This window comes from Pseudomonas sp. GD04015, from assembly GCF_029837675.1.
Taxonomy (GTDB): Bacteria; Pseudomonadota; Gammaproteobacteria; order Pseudomonadales; family Pseudomonadaceae; genus Aquipseudomonas; species Aquipseudomonas paralcaligenes.
The window spans coordinates 46411-68011 of sequence record NZ_JAOEEE010000009.1; the positions used below are offsets into that span (position 1 = coordinate 46411).

Here is a 21601-nt window from a genome sequence, read left to right on the forward strand (position 1 = left end):
AATCGCCGAGGTGATCATGGGAGCACAGACGCTCTACGACAAACTCTGGGACCGGCACCGGGTCGAGGAGATGCCCGACGGCTCCACCCTGCTGTACATCGACCGCCACCTGCTGCACGAGGTGACCTCGCCGCAGGCCTTCTCCAATCTGCGCCTGGCCGGCCGCCAGCCCTGGCGGCGCGACACCAGCCTGGCGACGCCGGACCACAACGTGCCGACCCTGGGCCGCGAGCAGGGCATCGGCGGGGTCGCCGACCCCATCGCCCGCCAGCAGATCGCCACCCTGGAGAAGAACAGCCGCGAGTTCGACATCCCGCTGTTCGCCCTGGACGACATGCGCCAGGGCATCGTCCACGTGGTCGGCCCGGAGCAGGGCCTGACCCTGCCGGGGCTGACCCTGGTCTGCGGCGACTCGCACACCGCCACCCACGGCGCCTTCGCCGCGCTGGCCCACGGCATCGGCAGCAGCGAGGTCGAGCACGTGCTGGCGACCCAGACCCTGCGCAGCCACAAGCTGAAGAACTTCCGCATCCGCGTCGACGGGCGGCTGGCGCCGGGCATCACCGCCAAGGACCTGGCCCTGTTCGTGATCGGCCGCATTGGCACCGCCGGTGGCAGCGGCCATGCCCTGGAATTCTGTGGCCCGGCGGTCGAGGCGCTGAGCATGGAAGGGCGCATGACCCTGTGCAACATGAGCATCGAGGCCGGCGCCCGGGTCGGCCTGGTGGCCTACGACCAGACCACCGAGGCCTACGTGCTCGGCCGGCCGATGGCGCCGACCGGCGAGGCCTGGCAGGCGGCGGTGCAGTACTGGCGCGCCAGCCTGCACTCCGACGCCGACGCCCGCTTCGAGCGGACCCTGGAACTGGACGCCGGCGAGGTCGGCCCGCAGGTCACCTGGGGCACCTCGCCGGAAATGGTGCTGCCCATCGAGGGCCGGGTGCCGACCCCGGACCAGGCCCGCGACGCCCTGCAGCGCCTGGACTGGGAACGCGCGCGCGCCTACATGGGCCTGGAGCCGGGGCAGGCGCTGGCCGGCCTGGCGCTGGACCGCATCTTCATCGGCTCCTGCACCAACGCGCGGATCGAGGACCTGCGCGCCGCCGCCGAGGTGCTGCGCGGCCGCCAGGTGCACGACCGCATCCGCCAGGCGCTGGTGGTGCCGGGCTCCGGGCTGGTGCGGCTGCAGGCCGAGCGCGAGGGCCTGGACCGCATCTTCAAGGCGGCCGGCTTCGAGTGGCGGGCGCCGGGCTGCTCCATGTGCCTGGGCATGAACGCCGACCGGCTGAGCCCGGGCGAGCGCTGCGCGGCCACCTCCAACCGCAATTTCGAAGGCCGCCAGGGCAAGGGCGGGCGCACCCACCTGATGTCCCCGGCGATGGCCGCCGCCGCCGCGGTGGCCGGTGAACTGGTCGACTTCAGGAGCCTGTGAGCATGCAACCCTTGATCGAGCACGAGGGGGTCGTCATCCCCCTCAACCGGGCCAACATCGACACCGACATGCTGCTGCCCAAGCAGTACCTCAAGAGCCTGGAGTCCCACGGCTTCGGCGGCTTCCTGTTCGACGACGAACGCTACCTGGACCCCGGCGAGATCGACACGCCGCCGGCCTCGCGGCGGGAGAACCCGGCCTTCATCCTCAACCGCGAGCCCTACCGCCACGGCAGCCTGGTGCTGGCCCAGGCCAACTTCGGCTGCGGCTCCAGCCGCGAGCACGCGGTGTGGGCGCTGCGCGACTTCGGCGTGAGGGTGGTCATCGCCCCCAGTTTCGGGGATATTTTCCGCAGCAACTGCTTCAACAACGGAATGCTGCCGCTGATCCTGCCGCAGGAAGACGTCGACCGGCTGTTCGCCATGAGCGAGGCCCGCGGCGAACTGCGGGCCAGGGTCGACGTGGCGCGTCGAACGCTCGAAGCCGGTGACCGGCGCTGGGTGTTCGAACTGGAGGAGGGACGCCGCCAGAGGCTGCTCAAGGGGCTGGACGACATCGGGGAAACGCTGCGCCACGCCGAGCGCATTCGCGCCTACGAGGCCGAGCGACAACGGCTGGAGCCCTGGGTGTTCCGCTCCTGAGAACCTGTTTACGATCTCCTGGCTGTCGGCCATACGGCGTTAAAAGTGGCCTCAAAATGCTCATTTACACGCGTAAACTGCGCTTTTTCGGCCACTTTTGCCTTGTCTGGCTCTAATCCAGAAGATCGTAAACAGGTTCTGAGCGCGAACTTGACAAGAACAATAAAGAGGTCAGGCCGTGGAATTCGCCAATGCGGAACTCAATCGGGTCAGGGTCTGCCTGATCGGCAACTCGAAGCTGAGCCAGCTGGTGCACAGTCTCATTCCCGAGTTCGAGGCGCACGCCAGCATCACCATCATCGACAACATCTTCAACGACGCGGTGCGCGCGGCGCGCGACCTGATCGAGCGGCAGGCGGTGGACGTGTGCATCAGCGCCGGCGCCAACGCCTTCTACCTGCAGGACACCCTGCCGATCCCGGTGCTGGCGCTGAAGGTGGAGCAGACCGACCTGATCCAGGCGGTGCTGACCGCGCGGCGCATCTCGTCGAAGATCCTGCTGCTGACCTACGAGCGCCAGGAGACCAACGTCGAGCTGCTCAGCCTGTTCGAGGGCATCGAGCTGTCGCACCGCACCTACAGCACCGCCGAGCACGCCAAGGAAATTTTCCACAACCTGCGCAACCAGGGCTTCGGCGTGGTGATCGGCTCCAGCTACGCCTGCGACCTGGCCGAGCACTGGGGGCTGGAGTCGGTGCTGCTGTATTCCCGCGAGTCGTGCCGCAACCTGATCCGCAAGGCCATCCGCCACGCCGGCGAGCACAAGCGCGAGCGCCAGCAGCGCGCCCTGGGCCAGTTCCTCCTGGAACAGTCGGCCAACCCCCAGGTGCTGACCAACCGCGACGGCGGCATCGTCGCCTGGAACGCCGGCGCCAGTGTGCTGATCCCCTCCATCGGCCGGCGCCGCCGGCTCGACGGCCTGCTCGACGCCAAGGTGCTGGAGTCCGACAACCTCAGCGCCGAGGGCCTGCTGGTCGGCGAGCGCCTGTGCAGCCTGAGCAAGCAGCCGTTCGAGGTCGACAGCGAGCGGGTCGGCTACCTCTACCATTTCGTGCCCAGCCCGGTGGCGCTCGACCAGGGCGACGAGCGCCGGCTGGTGTTCCAGTCCAGCCGCATGGCCGAGGTGCAGAACCAGCTGCTGGTCTACGGCGCCACCCCGGGCACCGTGCTGCTGCGCGGCGAGACCGGCACCGGCAAGGAGCTGGCGGCGCGCCAGGTGCACCAGGCCAGCGCCAACGCCGACGGCCCGTTCGTCGCCATCAACTGCGCGGCGATTCCCGCCGAGCTGTTCGAGTCCGAGCTGTTCGGCTACGCCGAGGGCGCCTTCACCAGCGCCAAGAGCGGCGGCCGCAGCGGCCTGCTGGAGAGCGCCAACAACGGCACCTTCTTCATGGACGAGATCAACTCGCTGCCCCTGCCGCAGCAGGCCAAGCTGCTGCGCGTGCTGCAGGAGCGCGAGGTCACCCCGGTCGGCTCGAAGCGCTCCATCTCGCTGAACATCAAGTTCGTCGCGGCGTGCAACGTCGACCTGATGGAAGAGGTGCGCGCGGGCCGCTTCCGCGAGGACCTGTACTACCGCCTGAGCACCTTCGCCGTGCACATCCCGCCGCTGCGCGAGCGCCCCGAGGACATCCCCGTGCTGGCCAGCTACCTGATGCGCCGCGAGTCCCAGCGCTACGGCATCGAGGTCGACCCGGAGATGCTGACCAAGGGCGTGGCCCCGCTGTTCCGCGGCTACCATTGGCCGGGCAATGTGCGCCAGCTGGAGAACCTGATCGAACGCCTGATCGTCTCGCGCAAGCTCTACGGCAGCGTCGAGGCGCTGCTGGAGGCGCTGCCGCGGGTGATGCCGGAACTCTTCGCGCCGCTCGGCGAGAGCGAGGAGGGCGGCCACCTGCACCAGATCGAGCAGGAAGAGATCGTCAAGGCGATGCAGCTGTTCGGCGGCAACAAGAGCAGCGCCGCCGAGTACCTGGGCATCAGCCAGACCACCCTGTGGCGGCGGCTCAAGCGCCTCAAGGGCGTCTAGCGCGTCTTCCGAATCACCTCCGCCACCGGCGGACCCGTCACGAGAGAGCCCCGTATGCCCGAGTACAACGCCCCCCTGCGCGACCTGCGCTTCGTCCTCCACGAGGTGTTCGATGCCCCGGCCCTCTGGGCGCGCCTGCCGGCCCTGGCCGCCACGGTGGACGCCGACACCGCCGACGCCATCCTCGAAGAGGCAGCCAAGGTCACCGGCGGCCTGATCGCCCCGCTCAACCGCAGCGGCGACGAGGAGGGCGTGCAGTGGCGCGACGGCGTCGTCAGCACCCCGGCGGGCTTCCGCGAGGCCTACGCCACCTATATCCAGGGCGGCTGGGTCGGCCTCTCCGGCAACCCGCAATACGGCGGCATGGGCATGCCCAAGATGCTCGCCGTGGCCTTCGAGGAAATGCTCTACGCCGCTGGCTCCAGCTTCGCCCTGTATTCCGCGCTGAGTGCCGGCGCCTGCCTGGCCATCGACGCCCACGCCAGCGAAGTGCTGAAGACCACCTACCTGCCGCCGATGTACGAGGGCCGCTGGGCCGGCTCCATGTGCCTGACCGAGGCTCACGCCGGCACCGACCTGGGCCTCATCCGCACCCGCGCCGAGCCGCAGGCCGACGGCAGCTACCGGATCACCGGCAGCAAGATCTTCATCACCGGCGGCGAGCAGGACCTGACCGAGAACATCGTCCACCTGGTGCTGGCCAAGCTGCCGGACGCCCCGGCCGGGCCGAAGGGCATCTCGCTGTTCCTGGTGCCAAAGGTGCTGGTCGCGGCCGACGGCTCGCTGGGCGCGCGCAACGCGGTGGGCTGCGGCTCCATCGAGCACAAGATGGGGATCAAGGCCTCGGCCACCTGCGTGATGAACTTCGATGGCGCCGAGGGCTACCTGATCGGCGAGGAGAACAGGGGCCTGGCGGCGATGTTCACCATGATGAACTACGAGCGCCTGTCCATCGGCATCCAGGGCATCGGCTGCGCCGAGGCCTCCTACCAGAACGCCGTGGCCTACGCCCGCGAGCGCATCCAGAGCCGCGCGCCGAGCGGCCCGCAGGCCAAGGACAAGGCGGCCGACCCGATCATCGTCCACCCGGACGTGCGCCGCATGCTGCTGACCATCAAGGCCCTGACCGAGGGCGGCCGCGCTTTCGCCTGCCACGTCGGCCAGCAGCTCGACCTGGCCAAGTTCGGCGACGACGCCGACGAGCGCGCCCTGGCCCAGGCCCAGGTGGCGCTGCTCACCCCGGTGGCCAAGGCGTTCTTCACCGACAACGGCCTGGAAGCCTGCGTCCACGGCCAGCAGGTGTTCGGCGGCCACGGCTACATCCGCGAGTGGGGCCAGGAGCAACTGGTGCGCGACGTGCGTATCGCGCAGATCTACGAAGGCACCAACGGCATCCAGGCCCTCGACCTGCTGGGGCGCAAGGTGGTCGCCGACGGTGGCGCCGCGCTGCGCGCCTTCTGCGCCGAGATGGACGCCTGGGCCGCGCGCGGCGGGCTGTATGCCTCCGAGTTGAAGGAGGCTGTGCAGCGCCTGCGCGAGGTCAGCTTGTGGCTGCTGGAGCGGGCCAAGGGCAATCCCAACGAGGTCGGCGCGGCTTCGGTGGAGTACCTGCACCTGCTCGGCTACACCGCCTACGCCTACCTGTGGGCGCGCATGGCCGACAGCGCCGCCGCTCGGCGCGGCGAGGACGAGACCTTCTACGGCGCCAAGCTGGCCAGCGCGGAGTTCTTCTTCCGCCGTCTGCTGCCGCGCACCCTGGGCCTGGAGGCCTGCATCCGCGCCGGTAGCGCGCCGCTGTTCGGGCACCTCGCCGAGCAGTTCTGAGGGCTCAGGGCGGGTCCTGCCGCAGGGCATCCGCCCAGCGGCCGGCGAAGCGGTACAGCGGGATGAACGCCTCCAGCAGCTCGCGGCCGAGCGGCGTCAGCGCGTAGCCCTCGGCCTGCCGCTCGACGATGCCGCCGTCGCGCAGTTCGTTGATCCGGGCCTGCAGCACGGTGGGCGAGAGGTTGCCCGCCGCGCTGCGCAGCGCCCGGGAGTTCAGCGCGCCGTCGCGCAGCTCCCAGAGGATGCGCAGCGCCCACTTGCGCCCCAGCAATTCGAGCAGCGCCATGATCGGGCGGCGCCCGTCCATCATCGGCGGGGCTTGCCGTTCGTCATCATTCATATCGATTCGCCTTGAGTTGCTACGGATTCAGTAGCAATCATTCATCCGCTACACAATCAATAGCGGAGGATACAGCATGTCCCGGATCACCCCCTTGCAGGAACCCTACCCGGCCGAAATCCGCGCCGCCTTCGACAGGATCATGGGCGCCGGCGTGCCGCCCCTGGTGCTGTTCTCCACTCTCGCCAGCAGCGAGCGCGCCTGGCGCAAGTTCGGTGCCGGCTCGTTGCTGGAGGGCGGTCCGCTGACGCTGCGCCAGCGCGAGCTGGTCGTCGACCGGGTCTGCGCCCGCAGCGGCTGCGAGTACGAATGGGGCGTGCACGTGCGGGTGTTCGCCCAGGCCGCCGGGCTCAGCCGCGACGAGGTGGCCGCCACCCTGGAACAGCCGCTGCGCGCGGAGCGCTGGAGCGCCGAGGAGGCCGCGCTGCTGGCGGCGGTCGATGCGCTGCACGAGCGGGCGACCCTGAGCGAGGCGGAATTCGCCGACCTGCGCGCACACTTCGACGAGACCCAGGTGCTGGAAATCCTCATGCTCGCCGGCTTCTACCGCACGGTCGCCTACCTCGCCAACGGCCTCGACCTGCCGCTGGAGGCCAGCGCCGCCCGCTTCAGCGACTATCGGGGCTGAGCTGCCGGGCTTCCTGGGGCGTGCGCCCGCTCCATTCCTTGAAGGCGCGGGTGAAGGCGCTGTGCTCCGAGTAGCCCAGCAGCATGGCGATGTCGACGATCTGCAGGCGCGGGTCGCGCAGGTACGACTGGGCGAGTTCGTGGCGGACCAGGTTCAGTTCGCCGCGGAAGCTGGTGCCGGCCTCCTGCAGGCGGCGCTGCAGGGTGCGCGGCGAGCAGCCCAGCTGCGCGCCGATGCGCTCGATGCCGGGCTCGCCCTCGCGCAGGGCACGGGCGATGGCCTTGCGCAGCTGTTCCACCAGCGCGTGCTGCTGCGGCAGCTGGGCCAGCAGGCGGTCCGCGTGCTGTTCCAGCAGGGTGATCAGCGTCGGGTCGGGGCTCTTCATGGGCAGTTCGAGCAGTTGCGACGAGAAGCGCATCACCGCCGCGGGCCGGCCGAAGCGCACCGGGCAGCCGAAGAACGCCTCGTAGGGCGTGCTGTCGGCGGGGCCGACATGGTTGAAGTCGATCAGCAGCGGGTTGGCCGTGCCACGCACCAGGTCGCGGCAGAACTGCACCATCGCCACGGTGCCGGTCTCGCTCACCAGCGGGCCGGGCTGGTACTGGCTGACGTCCCAGGCCAGCTCGAACCAGCCCTCGCCGTCGCGGCGGGTCATGGGAACCACGTCGAACACCAGGCGCTGGTAGCGCTCGAAGCGTTGCAGCACGGCCGCCAGGCTCTCGCAGACCAGCAGCACCGAGCCGAACACGCCGTAGTGCCGGGCGCTGATGGTGCGGCCGAGGTGCAGGCCCAGCAGCGGGTCGTCGAGTGCCTGCGCCGCTGTCACCAGCAGGTGTTCCCAGTGCTCCACGTCCATGCCGCCGATACCGCCTGGCGCGGGTTCGGGCCAGGGCTCGCCGAGCACCGACTCCGGCTCGTGGCCGAGCGCTTCCAGATATTCGTAGAGCAGTTGCACGTAGGTCTCGGGCACCACGCGCCGGTGCAGTGGCTGGCTCATCGCGGCCTCGCTTGTTGTTTGGCGCAAAGTGTCAAGCGGGGCGTCGGGTAGCGTCAAGCCGTCGTGCCGGCGCTTGCCGAGAATGGCGCCACTTCAGCCACCCGACGGACGCCGCCCCATGAACGCCCTCGCCGATCTTCTGACCCCGACCACGCTCAGTTTCCCCTCCGCCGACGCGCATTGCGTGGCCGACTACTACCGCCCGCTGGGCGCCGGCCCCTTCCCGGTGGTGGTGATGGCGCACGGCCTCGGCGGCACGCGCAGGATGCGCCTGCCGGCCTTCGCCGAACGCTTCGCCGCCGCCGGCTATGCCTGCCTGGTGTTCGACTACCGCCACTTCGGCGACAGCGGGGGCGAGCCGCGCCAGCTGCTGGACGTCGGCCGCCAATTGCAGGACTGGAAGGCGGCCATCGCCCACGCTCGCGGCCTGGCCGACGTGGACCCGGCGCGGGTCGCGATCTGGGGCACCTCGTTCGGCGGCGGGCACGTGCTGGCCACCGCCGCCGAGGATGCGCGGGTGGCCGCCGTCATCTCCCAGTGCCCGTTCACCGACGGCCTGGCCTCCAGCCTCGCCACCGAACCCCTGGTGTCGCTCCGGCTCAGCGCGCTGGCCGTGGCCGACCGCATCGGCGCGCTGTTCGGCGCCAGGCCGATCCTGGTGCCGCTGGCCGGGCGCCCCGGGACGGTCGCGTTCATGACCTCGGCGGACAGCTGGGACGGCTACCACCGGCTGATGCCGCCGGGCGCGCCCAGCCGCGACGAGATCGCCGCGCGCTTCGCCCTGGACATCATCCGCTACTACCCTGGGCGCAAGACGCCGCGCATCCAGGCCCCGGTGCTGTTCTGCGTGTGCGACCCGGACAGCGTGGCGCCGGCGAAGCGGACCCTGGCCCACGCCCGTCGCGCGCCGCGCCACGAGATCAAGCGCTACCCTCATGGCCACTTCGACATCTACGTGGGCGAGGCCTTCGAGCAGGTGGTGAACGACCAGCTCGACTTCCTCCAGCGCACGGTGCCGAGCATTGCAACCAAGAGAGCAGACGCATGACCTACGACCTCGAAGGCAAAGTGGTGCTGATCACCGGCGCGGCGGGCGGCATCGGCTCCGCCGCCGCGCGGGAGCTGTACCTGCAGGGCGCCAGCCTGGTGCTGACCGACACCCGGCAGGAGACGGTGGACGAGCTGGCCCGGGAGTTCGACGATCGGCGCGTGCTGCCGCTGGTGCTCGACGTCACCGACGCCGAGGCGGCGAAGGCGGTGGTGCGCCAGGCGGTCGAGCGCTTCGGCCGCCTCGACGTGGCCTTCGCCAATGCCGGCATCGCCTGGGCCGGCGTGCCGGCGACCCTGCGCGTCTGCGACGAGGCGGAGTTCCGCCGCATCGTCGAGGTGGACCTGTTCGGCGTGTGGCACACCCTGCGCGCGGCACTGCCGGAGATCGTCCGCAACCGTGGCCAGGTGCTGATCACCTCATCGATCTACGCCTTCATGAACGGCATGGCCAACGCGCCCTACGCCGCGTCCAAGGCGGCGGTGGAGTCGCTGGGCCGGGCGCTGCGCGCCGAGCTGAGCACGACCGGGGCGAGTGCGAGCGTGCTCTATCCCGGCTGGACGGACACCGCCATCGCCAAGGTCGCCTTCGGCGGCAATTTCCTCGTGACCCGGATGAACGAGAGCGGGCTGCCGGCCTTCCTGCGTCGGCCGATTCCGCCCGCGCAGGTGGCACGCGCGGTGGTGCATGGCCTGCAAAGGCGCCGGCCGCGCATCGTCGTCCCCGCGCGCTGGGCGCCCATCGCCCTGATGCGCGGCCTGCTGAATGTGCTGGTGGACTGGCGCCTGCCGCGCGATGAGCGCTTGCAGCGGCTGCTCCTGCAACTGGAGGACGAGGCCGTGCGCAGCCAGGCCCAGGATCGAGGCGATCCACCGGAGGTACGTCCATGACGCGCTATGCGCTGGAAGACCGCGTCATCGCCATCACCGGCGCCACCGGCGGCCTCGGCATCGCCGCCGCCCAGGCCCTGCGCATGCGGGGCGCGCGGCTGGTCCTGCTCGACCTCGACCGGGCGGCGCTGGACGCCCAGGCGGCCGCCCTGGGCGGGCCCGAGGTCGCCGCCGGCTGGGTGGTCGACGTGCGCTCGCTGGCGAGCCTGGAGGCCGTGCTGGACGAGGCCGCGCGCCACTTCGGCGGGATCGACGTGGTGATCGCCGGCGCCGGCATCGGCGCGCCGGAAACCCTGGAGAGCATGGACCCGGCCGGTTTCGAGCGGGTCATCGACATCAACCTCGGCGGTGTGTGGCGCACCTTCCGCGCGGCGCTGCCCTACGTGAAGAAGCGCCGCGGCTACCTGCTGGCGATCTCGTCGATGGCGGCCTTCGTCCATTCGCCGCTGAACGCCCACTACACCGCCAGCAAGGCCGGGGTCTGGGCCCTGTGCAACAGCCTGCGCCTGGAGCTGAGGCATGACGGGGTGGGCGTCGGCTCGTTCCACCCGACCTTCTTCCAGACGCCGATGATGGACGCGGTGGTCGACGGCCCATGCTCCACCCTGGTGTGGAACCGGCACCGGGGCCTCTGGCGCTTCGTCGCACTGGACGAGGTGGTGGCGGCCCTGGTCGAGTGCATCGAGCGGCGTCGCGAGTTGGTGACAGTGCCGCGCCGCAACGGGCTGGTCGCCAAGGCACCGGGCCTGCTGCGCCGGCTGATTGAGCTGATCGGCTTCGACGCCGGGCGGGTTGCGCAGGCGGTGAGGCTCGCCAACGGAGGCAAGGCCTCGTGACGGAGCGGCCGGCAGTCTCCCTCCGAATCCGACCAGTGGCTGAGGATTCTCGCCAGCGCGGGCCGGCGGTGATCGCCCTGAGCGTGTGCGGCATCCTGCTCGGCTTCGCCGGCTCGCGCCTGCTCGGCATCGGCGCCGAGGAGACCATCACCGTGGTGGTGGGCATGAGCGTGCGCAACGTGGCCATCGGCATGCTGATCGCCATCGGCATGCTGAACTCCCCGGAGATGGCCGTGCCGGCGGCCCTCTACGGCCTGCTCATGTACGCCTTCGGCTTCGCCCTGATCGGCTACGGCCGGATGACGATCCGCGCCGCCGCCTGACGCGGCGGCGCGCGGTTCTGGCGCGAAATATCAAGCGCATGGTCGGGTAGGGTCAAGCCGCCCGGCCGCCGGTGGTCGAGAATGGTGCCATCCCGGTGTGCAAAACCGGCCCGCGGGTGGCACGCTCGGCAAGCGGCCCCGCCACAGATCGGAGACAGCCATGAGCCTTCAGCACTACGACGTCCTCATCATCGGAGCGGGCATCTCCGGTATCGGCGCCGCCTACTACCTGCAGAACCAGCGGCCCGGCACCCGCTACGCGATCCTGGAGGCGCGGGGCGACCTGGGCGGGACCTGGGACCTGTTCCGCTATCCGGGCATCCGCTCCGACTCCGACTTCTTCACCTTCGGCTACGACTTCAAGCCCTGGACCAGCGACAACGCCCTGGCCGACGGCCCGGCGATCAAGGCGTACATCGCCGAGACCGCCCGCGAGAACGGCATCGACGCGCACATCCGCTACCACCACCGGGTGCTCCGGGTGGACTGGTCCTCCCGCGAGCGGCTGTGGAACGTGCAGGTGGAGCGCACGGACACCGGGGAGCGCTCGCTGCTGCGCACCCGCTGGATTTTCTCCGGCACCGGCTACTACCGCTACGACGAGGGCTTCACTCCCCACTTCGAGGGGCGCGAGGACTTCGCCGGGCGCATCGTCCACCCCCAGCACTGGCCCGAGGACCTCGACTGGCGCGGGCAGAAGGTGGTGGTGATCGGCAGCGGCGCCACGGCGGTGACTCTGGTGCCGTCGATGGCGCCGAGTGCGGCGCACGTGACCATGTTGCAGCGCACGCCGACCTACATCCTGCCGATCCCCTCGCGCGACCCCATCGCCCGGCGCCTGCGCCCGCTGCTGGGCGACCGGGTGGCCCACGCCATCGCGCGCCGCTTCAACATCGCCAAGCAGAAGTGGTTCTTCACCTTCGCCCAGCGCTTCCCCAAGCTGGCGAGGAAGCTGATCCGCGGCATCAACCGCAAGATGCTGCCCGAGGGCTACCCGGTCGACGTGCACTTCAACCCGCCCTACAACCCCTGGGACCAGCGCCTCTGCGCCGTGCCGGGCGGCGACCTCTACCGAGAGATCTCCGCGGGTCGCGCCTCGGTGGTCACGGACCGCATCGCGCGTTTCACCGCGAGCGGCATCCAGCTTGAGTCGGGCGACCACCTGGACGCGGACCTGATCGTCACCGCCACCGGGCTCAACCTGCTGCCGTTCGGCGGTATCGAACTGGCCATCGACGGGACGCTGATCGACGCCAGCGACACCGTCGCCTTCAAGGGCATGATGCTGAGCGGCATTCCCAACCTGGCGTTCGCCATCGGCTACACCGGCTCCTCGTGGACGCTGAAGGTCGGCCTGGTCTGCGAGCACTTCTGCCGCCTGCTGGCGCACATGGACGCCAACGGCCTGGAGGTCTGCACGCCGGTGGCCGACCCGGGCATGGAGACGCTGCCGCTGCTCAACTTCGGCGCCGGTTACGTGCAGCGCTCGCTCGGCAGCCTGCCGCGCCAGGGCGCGCGCTTCCCCTGGGCCATGTCGTGGAACTACTTCGCCGACGAGAAGATGTTCCGCCACGGCGAGGTGGCCGACCGCCACCTGCGCTTCGAGGGGCGCCCGGCGCCGCAGGCCGAGCCCGCCCCGGCGCGGGAGGTCTCCGCATGAGTGCCTTCCGCCAGCCGCCGGGCGAGGGCGACCCGCAGGACTGCTTCCTCGAAGCCGCAGGCGGCCTGCGCCTGTGCTACCGGACCTACGGCAACGCCGGCCACCCGCCGGCCCTGCTGATCGCCGGGCTGGGCCTGCAGCTGACCTCCTGGCCCGCGTCGTTCATCGACACCCTGGTGGACGCCGGCTACTACGTGATCGCCCCGGACAACCGCGACGCGGGTCGCTCGTCCACGGTGCGCCTGGCGCCGCCGGGCAAGCTCCGCCAGCTGCTCGGCTGGGCGCCCGCCGGCAGCTACGGCCTGGAGGACATGGCTGACGACATGGCCCTGCTGCTCGACCACCTGCAGGCCGACGATGCTCACCTCATCGGCATGTCCATGGGCGGCATGATCGCCCAGAGCATGGCCGCCCGTTACCCGGCCCGGGCCCGCTCCCTGACCTCGATCTTCTCGACCACCGGGGCGCGGCGGGTCGGCAGGCCGGCGTTCTCCACCCTGCTGCGGATGGCCCGGGCCGCGCCGCGCGACGAGACGGAGGCGGTGGCCGGCTTCGCCGCGATGATGCGCCACATCGGCGACCCCGGCGTGACCGGCATCGCCGCCGAATGGGAGCGCTACGCGCTGGAGGCCTGGCGGCGCAACGGCAACCGCGCCAACGCCGGCGGCATCGGGCGGCAGATCGGCGCGATCCTCAAGTCGGGCGACCGCAGCCACCAGCTGCGCCGCATCAGCGCCAGCACCCTGGTGCTGCACGGCGAGGTGGACCTGATGGTCGCGCCGAGCGGTGGCCGGGCCACGGCGGCGGCCATCCCCGGCGCCCGTCTGGTGTCGTTGCCGCGCCTGCGTCACCAGATCGACGAGGCCCGGGTGCCCGAACTCATGGGCCACATCGTGCCGCACCTGGCGCGCAGCGCGCAGCGCGCGGCCCGCTAGCGCCGTGGTCGCCACGGCGAGGACATAGACGGAAACCACGGCGGCCGTTCCCGGCCGGCGCAATTCCCCCATAATCGACGCCTTGAACTCCCGGCGCGCGCGGCGCCGTGCAGCCAGCAAGAGCCGATCATGAGTCTTTCGTCCGATCTCGAATCACGCATCCACGGAACCCAGAAGATCAGCGCCGTCGTCGATACGCTGGCCGAGGACGGCATCGCCCCGGCCAGCGTGCTGGCCAACAGCGGCATCAGCGAGGACACGCTGCGCACGTTGTCGGCCCGCGTCTCCTTCGCCCAGATCGTGACCGTGTTCCGCAACGCCGTGCGCCTGGCGACCGACCCCGGCACCGCCGTGCGCGCCGGCGCCCGCATGCGCCTGACCGCCTACGGCATGTACGGCTACGGGCTGCTGAGCAGCCCGACGCACGCCGAGCGCATCGACTTCGCGCTCAAGTACAAGCGCGTCATGGGACCGGTGGCGGCGCCCGTCGCCTACGTGCGCGGCGAGAGGGTGGCGATCTACACCTACGAGGTATTCGTCACCGCCGACCCCCTCGACCCGCTCTACCGCTTCGCCCTCGAATTTGCCTACGCTGCGCACCTCACCGTGGGCCGCGACCTGTACGGCGACGGCTTCGGCTTCTCCCTGCTGGGCTTCGCCTGCCCGCCCCCCGCGCAGCCGTACGACGAGCTGCTCGGCTGCCCAGTGCGCTTCGACCAGCCCGGCAACGAACTGCACACCGCGCTGCACTGGCCGGACCTACCCTCGGGCATGCCCGAGCCCTCGACCCACGCCATGGTGTGCGAGATGTGCCAGCCGGTGCTGGCGCGCATGCCCTACCTGGACGGCCTCAGCTCCGTGGTGCGCAGCACCCTGGTCGAGCACATGCCCTGGCGCTTCCCCACCGTCGAGGCCATGGCCCGGCACCTCGACATGCACCCGCGCACGCTGCGCCGGCGGCTGGAGAGCGAGGGCACCGGCTACAAGGACATCCTGCTCAACGTGCGCCGGGGCCTGGCCATCGAGTACCTGCGCGAGACCCGCATGACCACCGAGGAGATCGCCACCCGCCTGGGCTACAGCGACGCCTCCAACTTCCGCCACGCCTTCCACCGCTGGACCGGGCAAAACCCGCAGGACTACCGCCGGCGCTGATACAGGATCAGGCGGTGGTCGCCGTGGTCTGCCTCCGGTGCTGCGCCGCGGAGGCCATGATGATGGCCGCCAGCACGTACAGCGAGACGATGAAGAGCAGGCTGTAGCGGTTCTGCCCGGTGGACGTGAGTATCCAGGTGCTGATGGACGGGGCGACGGCCGGCCCGAGATTGCCCAGCGAACTGATCAGGGCGATGCCGCCGGCCGCCGTTTCCTTGGACAGGTATTCGCTGACGAAGGCGAAGAACAGCGGGGTGAGCGAGGCGATGCCGATCGAGCCGATGCAGTAGAGGACCATGGACCACACCAGGTCGTCGTTGGCGAAGGCCATGGACACGAAGCTCACGGCGATCAGCGCCACGCAACACACGTAGTGCCAGCGCCGGTCGTTCAGCCGATCCGAGCTGCGCCCGATCAGCACCATGCCGATGACGCCGACGATGCTCGGCAGGGCCTTGAGCAGGCCGACGTGGAACACGTCCTTGACCCCCCAGCTGGCGATCATCGACGGTGCCCAGAACAGCAGCGCGTACACCGCGCCGCTCATCAGGAAATACACGCTGGAGAGGACGTAGATCTTCGGGTCGCTCAGCAGGGTGCGCCACGCGCCATGGCCGCCGGGCTTCGGCGGGATGCGGTCGCGCTGCAGGCGCTCGGCGAGGATGCGTTTCTCCTGCTCGGTCAGCCAGGAGGCCTTCTCCGGGCCGTCGCTCAGCAGCAGGTAGGCCAGCACGCCGATCAGCAGGCAGGGCGCGCCGTTGGCGATGAACATCCACTGCCAGCCGTGATAGCCCATGACGCCCTGGCCGAACTTCATCAGCGCGCCGTTGAGTGGCCCGACCAGGATGCCGGCGATGGCGGTGGCGGTCATGAACGTGGCGATCACCCGGCCGCGCCGCGCCGGCGGGTACCAGAAGGTGAAATAGAGGATCGCGCCGGGGAAGAAGCCGGCCTCGAACGCCCCCAGCAGGAAGCGCAGCACGTAGAACTGCCAGGGCGTGGTGACCCAGGCCATGGCCGTGGCGCAGGCGCCCCAGCACAGCATGATGCGCAGGATGGTCTTGCGCGCGCCGATCTTCTCCAGCATCAGGTTGCTGGGCACCTCGAACAGGAAGTAGCCGACGAAGAACAGCCCGGCGCCGAGGGCGAAGATGTGGTCGCTGAACTGCAGGTCGGTCTTCATCTGCAGCTGGGCGAAGCCGACGTTGATGCGGTCGATGTAGGCGAAGCAGTAGGCGATCAGCAGCAGCGGCAGGATGCGCCAGTTGATCTTCGAGAACAGGGCCTTCTCGGCATCGCTCTCGATGAGCGCCTCGCCCTTGCGCAGGGAAATCGCGGTCATTGGGTTCTCCTTGGATGGCGGGCGGGTTTCAGTGGGTGGCGCCGAGGTAGGCGATGCCGGTCAGCGGCCCCTGGCCCTGGAAGATGATCCGGCTCGGGTAGGGCGGGTCCAGGCTGACCACCCGCAGGTGGCCGCCCAGGTCGCTGACGAAGGCGCGGCGGCCGGCGGGGTCTCGGGCCAGGCCGATGCCTTCTGTCAGGCCCGTGAGCAGAATCTGGTGGTCGACGGCCCGGCCGTCGCGGATGCGGGCGCGGTTCAGGGTGTTGCCGTGGGGTGGGGCGCCGCGGTCGGTCCAGTAGAGGGTGTCTTCGTCGCCGTCCCAGTCGAGGTCGATCGGCTCGGGCAGGCCGTCCAGCAGGACCTCGATGTCGTCGCGCGCGGCGGGATCGTGTGGCACCACGTCCAGCGGCGCGCGCAGGATCATGCCCTCGCCGCCGTCGGGGCGGCCCTTCTGGCTCCAGTAGAGGAAGCCGCCGGCGCCATCCACCGCGACGCCGACCGGGTGGCGGCGGCGGTCATGGCGGTCGGAGGCGCGGGTGCCGGTGAGGACGTGGACGGCCAGGTCCGAGCCGTCGGGACGGCAGCTCATCACCCGCAGGCCCTCGCGGTCGCACCAGTAGAGCCGATTGCGGCCGGGCTCGAAGGTGATCTGCTTGCCGGTGACGATCTCGCCGGGCGGCACGATCACCCGGCGCTCGCCGCCGTCGAGGTCGGTACGCTCGATGTGGCCGTCGGCCTCCCAGAAGTCCTCGCCGTCGCGCGCCACGCCCATGAAGGTGCAGAACAGGTGCTGGTTCGCCGGGTCGATCGCCACACCGTCCGGCTTCGACGCCAGGCCGTCCACCAGGACCCGCAGGTCGCCGCCGTCGCTGGCGACGGAGAGGATGCGCGACTCACGGCCCAGGTTGAGCAGGATGATGCGGTCAGAGGGGGCGCTCACGGTCGGGCTCCTGTGCGCGGGCCGAGGAGGGCCGCGGAGCCGCCTTCTCGTTCACGGTACCTTCCGGTGGGCGCGCGCTGGCGCCGCGGAAGACCCGTTGCCTTTGTTGTTATTCGGTGGATGCCGATCTTGCGGGATCGGTCCGCCGCAGCACAGGTTATTCGAGGCCAATGGCTGGTGAGTTCTGTCCCGTCCGCACCTGGGCTAGACCGGCGCGGTGTCGCGCATGGAGTCCCTGGCGGCGAAGCCCGCCTGGAACGTCGCCAGCGCGGGGCAGGCGCTTCTCCAGTCCAGTTCGGCGAAGCGGAAGTCCAGGTAGCCCAGGGCGCAGGCCACGGCGATCTGCGCTACGTCCAGCGGGTCCTGCAACTGCCCGGCCTGCCGCTCCAGCTCCGCCAGGGCGCGGCGCACCTTGCCCAGCTGGCCTTCGGCCCAGTCGTCCCACTGCCGCTCGGCGGGGCGCACGGCGCGCTCGTAACGCACCAGCAGCGCGGCTTCCATCAGGCCGTCGGCCAGCGCTGCCAGACGCAGGGTGCGCCAGCGCGCGGCGGGCTCGGCGGGGAACAGCCGGGAGCGGTCGTGCAGGCTGTCGAGGTATTCGCAGATCACCCGGCTGTCGTACAGCGCCTCGCCGTCGTCGGTCAGCAGGACGGGCACCTTGCCGAGCGGGTTGAGTGCGTTGACCCGCTCGTTGAGGGTCACCGGCAGCACGGCGGTGTCGAGCGCCTCGATGCGTGGTGCCAGGCCGGTCTCCAGGGCCAGTACCCGTACCTTGCGGGCGAAGGGGGAGGCCGGTGCGTGGATCAGTTGCATGATGAAGGTTTCCTCTGGCGGGTGGTTCGGGTTGTTCCGGGGGTGGTGCAGGCCTTAGGCTTCGCCGCAATTCGGTCGGATGGACGCACCATGGTCATAGACAGAAAGATCAATACCGCCTCCGTGCGCATGCAGTCGCTGGACCCGCTCGATCACTCCCTCGAACTGCTGCACTTCGGCTTTCGCGGGCTGACGGTGGCGGCGGACCGGTTCCTCGAGACCCAGGGGCTGTCCCGCGTGCACCACCGCATCCTCTACGTCATCGCCCGCGCCGACGAGATCAACGTCGGCGACCTGGCGGCTACCCTCGGCATCAGCAAGCAGGCGCTGCACCGCACCCTGACCCAGCTGTTCGAGCGCGAGCTGGTCTGCTACACCCGCCAGCCGGAGCGCCATCGCTTCAAGCTGCTGGCCCTCACCGCGCAGGGCGAGGCGGTGGAGCGGGAGGCCTCCGAGTTGGAGCGCCGCACCCTGCGCGAGGCGTTCGCCTGCACCGACGCCCGCGGGCGCGAGGCCTGGGAAGCAGTGATGCTGGCGCTGGCCGAGCGCCTTAACTGACGTGCTCACGTGATCCGCTCGCGCACCACGATGCACTTGGCCAGGGGCTGGACCAGCGCCTCGGTCGCCTCCTCGCAGCCCACCACGGTCGGGCTCACCAGCAGCGGATCGCAATGGCCGCCGCCGACCAGCTCGAACACCTTTGGGATGTGCGGGCGCACGTTGCAGGCGCCCACCGATAGGGTCACGTCGCGCAGGTACATGCCGAACAGCGGAATCTTCGGGTCCTCGAAAATGATGCCGATGCACGAGCAGTGCCCGCCCGGGGCCAGGGCCAGCAATCCGCGGTGCAGCGCCTGCGGGTCGCGCGTGGCGGAGACCACCACGTCGTAGCGTTCGTCGAGCGCGTCGGCCAGCTCGACATTGGCGCCGCTGCGCAGGGCCAGCTCGCGCCGGTAGTCGCTGTCGTCCAGGTAGTCGACGCTGGCCGCGCCGGCCGCGACCGCCATCTGCACGGCCAGCACGCCCAGGCTCTCGGTGCCGCCGACCACCAGCACGCGGGCCTCCTCGCGCGCGGCGATGGGGCGGCTGGCGGCCACCCAGGCGTCGGTCAGGTTGTCGCTGGCGCTGGCCACCGCCAGCGGATTGAGTCCGGGCGGCAGCGGCACCAGCATGGCGTCGGCGAACGGCACCAGGACCACCTCCGAGAACAGGCCGCCCCAGTGGCCACCGGCCGGCACGCCATAGGCGGCGTGGCGCGGCACCGCGGTGCAGGCGGTGGCCCTGCCCGCGAGACACTGGCGGCAGTTGCCGCAGGCGATCTTCCAGGGCACCGACACCAGGTCGCCGCGCCGCACGCCGGTGACCTCTTCGCCGACCTCGAGCACCTCGGCCACGCATTCGTGGCCGAGGGCGAATGGCGGCTTGAAGGGTGTGGCTCCGGCGATCAGCCGGCGATCGAGATCGCAGGACGCGGAGGCGATCGGCCGTACCAGCGCGCTGCTGGGGCCGGCGAGTGCCGGCGCGGGTTTCTCCACCCAGGCCAGTTGCCCGGGGCCACGCACGATGAGTTCCTGCATGGCGCTATCCCCTGACCGCGAAGGTGGTGGTGGCCCTGGCGTAGAGCTTGCCGGCGGCGTCCACCACCTGGGCATCGCAGATCGCCAGGCTGCGGGTGCGCTCCACCAGCCAGCCCTCGACCCGGTAGGTCTCGCCGGCGGTCAGCGGCCGCAGGTACTTCACGTTGAGGTCCACGGTGGAGTGGGCGGTGGTCGCCTCCAGCGTCGAGAACAGGGCCAGTGCCGCCGCGCCGTCCAGGCAGGTGGCGGCGAAGCCGCCGTGCACGGCGCCCGCGGGGTTGAGATGGCGGCCGTCCGGGCGGGCCTCCAGGGCGATGCGCCCGGGCTCCACCGCCACGGCGGTCAGGCCCATGGTCTGGCCGATGGAGGGCGCGGGCAGGTCGCCCCGGATCAGCGCGCGCAGGGCCTGTAGCCCCGAAGTCTCGGTGTCAGTCATGCAGGCTCTCCTGCTGCGGGTCGAGGTCGGCCAGGGCCGGGTGGATCGCCACCAGCTGCGCCGCGGTGTCGGGGTATTCGCGGAAGGCCGTGATCAGGCCGTCGCGCAGGGTGAACAGGTGGGCCCAGTGGTTGACGTACAGCCGGCCGGTGGACTTCACCCGGCAGCGGCCCACGCCCAGCGCCATGACCTGGCCCTGCTCGACATCCACCACCAGCGACCGCGCCTCGAAGGCGAGGAAGTCGAGGTGTTCGTCCAGCTGGCCGAGGAATTCGAGCACGCCCGCATGACCATGGTGCCTGCCGGCCCAGGGCATGAGGTTGGGCAGACCCGGCGCCTGCCAGAGGCAGCCGGCGGCGCAGAGCGGCAGGAGGTCCTGCGAACGACGGGCGGCGAAGGCCGCATAGGCGGCCTCGACGATCCCGATCAGGGCTTGGCGATCTGACATGTGACCTCGCAAGGTAGCGGTGGACGGAATGCGACTCCGGCTAGCCTATGCGGGGTTGGAATATCAAATCAACATTGTTGATCTGACAATGTAAAGGGCGTTTCCGTCATTCCAGGGATATATAGGGGCAGGCCCCGTGGGCTCGGCGGCTGGATTGTCGAAGGGGCTGCATTCGATGCCTCGCACGGGATGCGGTGGTCGGTGGTGATCCTCTTCAACCATGACTACGGCTCGACTCGGCCAGAATCTGATGGAGTCCCTGGCGGTAGGTCGTCACTTCGAACCGAGGGAAACGCTGCTTGAACTTCGCGGAGTCGAACAGGTTGTCGTGCTCGTACCGCGGCAGCAGTTCCCGCAGCTCGCGCACCTGTTTGGATACCAGGCCTGCAGCCGTCAAGGTCCACTTGCCAAGGACCTTGTAGGACGGCTCCCGGCCGAAGAGCTCGGAGGCCAGGGCCACGAACTGCCTGTAGGTCAGGCGGTCATCGTCGCAGGGGAGGTGCCAGGTTTGCCCGAACGTGTCCGGTGCATTCCCCAGGTCCGCCAGCGCGCGGCTCGCGTCGGGCGTCCAGATCAGCGTGCGCCGGGTATCGTCCCGAACCGGCACGCGCGGGGTTTCGCCAGCCTTGATCTTGTCGATGATCAACGTGTTGGTGATGCTCTGCGTCTTGTCGGGACCATAGAACTCGGGTGCCCGGCCGATGACCACGGGGATATCGCCCCGCGCCATCTCCTGCAGCACCCTGGACGCCATCGCTGCGCGCACCTTGCCCTTGCGGCCGACCGGTTCGAACGGTGCATCTTCTGTGAGAACGCGGTCATCCTGCGGGTACATGTAGGTGTTGTCGAAATAGACGAACTTGGCATTGGCCGCGCGAGTCGCGTTGAGAGCGTTCTCCAGCATCACCGGGAATTGGGTTTCCCACAGTTCCGTGTCCGGCGGCAGGCCGGCGGTGAAATAGACGATGCTGCTGCCCTTGACCGCGTTGGCTGCCTGATCGGCGTCCAGCAGGTCCGCCGGCACGAGGGTGTCGGAGTCGTTCACCTTGCGGGGTGTGCGGCTGACGAGCCGCAGATCCTTCGTGTAAGTGCGGCACAGCTCTCGCGCCAGTTCCACGGCGATCTGGCCGGTGGCTCCCAAGATGGTTTGCATGCTGACTCCTTGAATTCGTACTTCGCCTGTGTGCTGATCTTCAGAGTCTAGAAACTCATCAACAGACTATTTCAGTCACCACCCCAAACGACATTCGCATCGGGCGGACATCCCAGGGTGGATTCGAGCGATAGCGGCATAACCCTAACTATGA

General features: G+C 69.9%; 22 protein-coding genes. 13 read left to right on the plus strand and 9 right to left on the minus strand.

Translation table 11 applies throughout. The features are described 5' to 3' along the window. Positions 1-16 precede the first annotated feature (16 nt). From leuC to N7640_RS10265, 4 genes are all read left to right on the plus strand, one after another. Positions 17-1432 (plus strand): 3-isopropylmalate dehydratase large subunit, encoded by a 1416-nt coding sequence (gene leuC / locus N7640_RS10250; protein ID WP_220811811.1) that lies wholly within the window; start codon positions 17-19, stop codon positions 1430-1432. Positions 1433-1434: 2 nt separating this feature from the next. Further along, a complete protein-coding gene (gene leuD / locus N7640_RS10255) occupies positions 1435-2073 on the plus strand; it encodes a 3-isopropylmalate dehydratase small subunit (RefSeq protein WP_279905185.1) in 639 nt (212 codons plus the stop codon). A gap of 178 nt (positions 2074-2251) precedes the next feature. Beyond that, positions 2252-4102, plus strand: a complete 1851-nt coding sequence (locus tag N7640_RS10260) for a sigma 54-interacting transcriptional regulator (protein ID WP_279905184.1) — start codon at positions 2252-2254, stop codon at positions 4100-4102. A 54-nt stretch (positions 4103-4156) separates the two neighbouring features. Next, the gene (locus N7640_RS10265) at positions 4157-5926 is read left to right on the plus strand and encodes an acyl-CoA dehydrogenase C-terminal domain-containing protein (RefSeq protein ID WP_279905183.1); all 1770 of its coding nucleotides are present in this window, start codon (positions 4157-4159) and stop codon (positions 5924-5926) included. A gap of 4 nt (positions 5927-5930) precedes the next feature. On the opposite strand, the gene N7640_RS10270 is transcribed toward N7640_RS10265, so the two are convergent. Beyond that, positions 5931-6266, minus strand: coding sequence for a helix-turn-helix domain-containing protein (locus N7640_RS10270; RefSeq protein ID WP_279905182.1), 336 nt, complete (start codon positions 6264-6266; stop codon positions 5931-5933). A gap of 76 nt (positions 6267-6342) precedes the next feature. On the opposite strand from N7640_RS10270, the gene N7640_RS10275 reads away from it, so the two are divergent. Then, the gene (locus N7640_RS10275; RefSeq protein WP_279905181.1) at positions 6343-6894 is read left to right on the plus strand and encodes a carboxymuconolactone decarboxylase family protein; all 552 of its coding nucleotides are present in this window, start codon (positions 6343-6345) and stop codon (positions 6892-6894) included. Here the strand turns inward: N7640_RS10275 and N7640_RS10280 are convergent. Then, entirely contained in the window at positions 6875-7891 is a 1017-nt protein-coding gene (locus tag N7640_RS10280; protein ID WP_279905179.1) for an AraC family transcriptional regulator ligand-binding domain-containing protein, read from the minus strand. The two genes, N7640_RS10275 and N7640_RS10280, sit on opposite strands and share 20 nt — an antisense overlap. Positions 7892-8009: 118 nt before the next feature. Here N7640_RS10280 and N7640_RS10285 point away from each other — a divergent pair, with 118 nt between their 5' ends. From N7640_RS10285 to N7640_RS10315, 7 genes are all read left to right on the plus strand, one after another. Then, positions 8010-8939: an alpha/beta hydrolase gene (locus N7640_RS10285; protein ID WP_279905177.1), complete on the plus strand. Its 930-nt coding sequence runs from the start codon at positions 8010-8012 to the stop codon at positions 8937-8939. After that, a complete protein-coding gene (locus tag N7640_RS10290; protein WP_279905176.1) occupies positions 8936-9829 on the plus strand; it encodes an SDR family NAD(P)-dependent oxidoreductase in 894 nt (297 codons plus the stop codon). Before N7640_RS10285 ends, N7640_RS10290 begins: the two co-directional genes overlap by 4 nt. Then, positions 9826-10665, plus strand: a complete 840-nt coding sequence (locus N7640_RS10295) for an SDR family NAD(P)-dependent oxidoreductase (RefSeq protein WP_279905175.1) — start codon at positions 9826-9828, stop codon at positions 10663-10665. Before N7640_RS10290 ends, N7640_RS10295 begins: the two co-directional genes overlap by 4 nt. Before the next feature lie 35 nt (positions 10666-10700). Continuing rightward, positions 10701-10988, plus strand: coding sequence for a hypothetical protein (locus N7640_RS10300; RefSeq protein ID WP_279905174.1), 288 nt, complete (start codon positions 10701-10703; stop codon positions 10986-10988). A gap of 160 nt (positions 10989-11148) precedes the next feature. Beyond that, positions 11149-12648, plus strand: a complete 1500-nt coding sequence (locus N7640_RS10305) for an NAD(P)/FAD-dependent oxidoreductase (RefSeq protein WP_279905173.1) — start codon at positions 11149-11151, stop codon at positions 12646-12648. Continuing rightward, positions 12645-13583, plus strand: coding sequence for an alpha/beta fold hydrolase (locus N7640_RS10310; protein WP_279905172.1), 939 nt, complete (start codon positions 12645-12647; stop codon positions 13581-13583). The genes N7640_RS10305 and N7640_RS10310 overlap by 4 nt, the downstream gene beginning before the upstream one ends. Before the next feature lie 129 nt (positions 13584-13712). After that, positions 13713-14738: an AraC family transcriptional regulator gene (locus N7640_RS10315; RefSeq protein WP_279905171.1), complete on the plus strand. Its 1026-nt coding sequence runs from the start codon at positions 13713-13715 to the stop codon at positions 14736-14738. A gap of 7 nt (positions 14739-14745) precedes the next feature. Here the strand turns inward: N7640_RS10315 and N7640_RS10320 are convergent, their stop codons facing one another. The 3 genes from N7640_RS10320 to N7640_RS10330 all read right to left on the minus strand — a co-directional run bounded on the left by N7640_RS10320 (position 14746) and on the right by N7640_RS10330 (position 17833). Next, positions 14746-16080: an MFS transporter gene (locus tag N7640_RS10320; protein ID WP_279905169.1), complete on the minus strand. Its 1335-nt coding sequence runs from the start codon at positions 16078-16080 to the stop codon at positions 14746-14748. Positions 16081-16108: 28 nt separating this feature from the next. Beyond that, entirely contained in the window at positions 16109-17020 is a 912-nt protein-coding gene (locus tag N7640_RS10325) for a hypothetical protein (protein WP_279905168.1), read from the minus strand. Between the two features lie 204 nt (positions 17021-17224). Beyond that, complete coding sequence (locus N7640_RS10330) at positions 17225-17833, minus strand: glutathione S-transferase N-terminal domain-containing protein (protein WP_279905167.1); 609 nt, start codon at positions 17831-17833, stop codon at positions 17225-17227. A gap of 90 nt (positions 17834-17923) precedes the next feature. Here N7640_RS10330 and N7640_RS10335 point away from each other — a divergent pair, with 90 nt between their 5' ends. Then, positions 17924-18391, plus strand: a complete 468-nt coding sequence (locus N7640_RS10335) for a MarR family transcriptional regulator (RefSeq protein WP_279905166.1) — start codon at positions 17924-17926, stop codon at positions 18389-18391. Positions 18392-18396: 5 nt separating this feature from the next. Here N7640_RS10335 and N7640_RS10340 read toward each other — a convergent pair whose 3' ends face one another. The 4 genes from N7640_RS10340 to N7640_RS10355 form a co-directional block, all read right to left on the minus strand. Continuing rightward, positions 18397-19410 (minus strand): alcohol dehydrogenase catalytic domain-containing protein, encoded by a 1014-nt coding sequence (locus N7640_RS10340; protein WP_279905164.1) that lies wholly within the window; start codon positions 19408-19410, stop codon positions 18397-18399. Between the two features lie 4 nt (positions 19411-19414). After that, complete coding sequence (locus tag N7640_RS10345) at positions 19415-19846, minus strand: PaaI family thioesterase (RefSeq protein ID WP_279905163.1); 432 nt, start codon at positions 19844-19846, stop codon at positions 19415-19417. Next, entirely contained in the window at positions 19839-20294 is a 456-nt protein-coding gene (locus N7640_RS10350; protein WP_279905161.1) for a nuclear transport factor 2 family protein, read from the minus strand. The genes N7640_RS10345 and N7640_RS10350 overlap by 8 nt, the downstream gene beginning before the upstream one ends. A gap of 214 nt (positions 20295-20508) precedes the next feature. Beyond that, a complete protein-coding gene (locus N7640_RS10355; protein WP_279905159.1) occupies positions 20509-21447 on the minus strand; it encodes an NAD-dependent epimerase/dehydratase family protein in 939 nt (312 codons plus the stop codon). Positions 21448-21601: the final 154 nt, after the last annotated feature.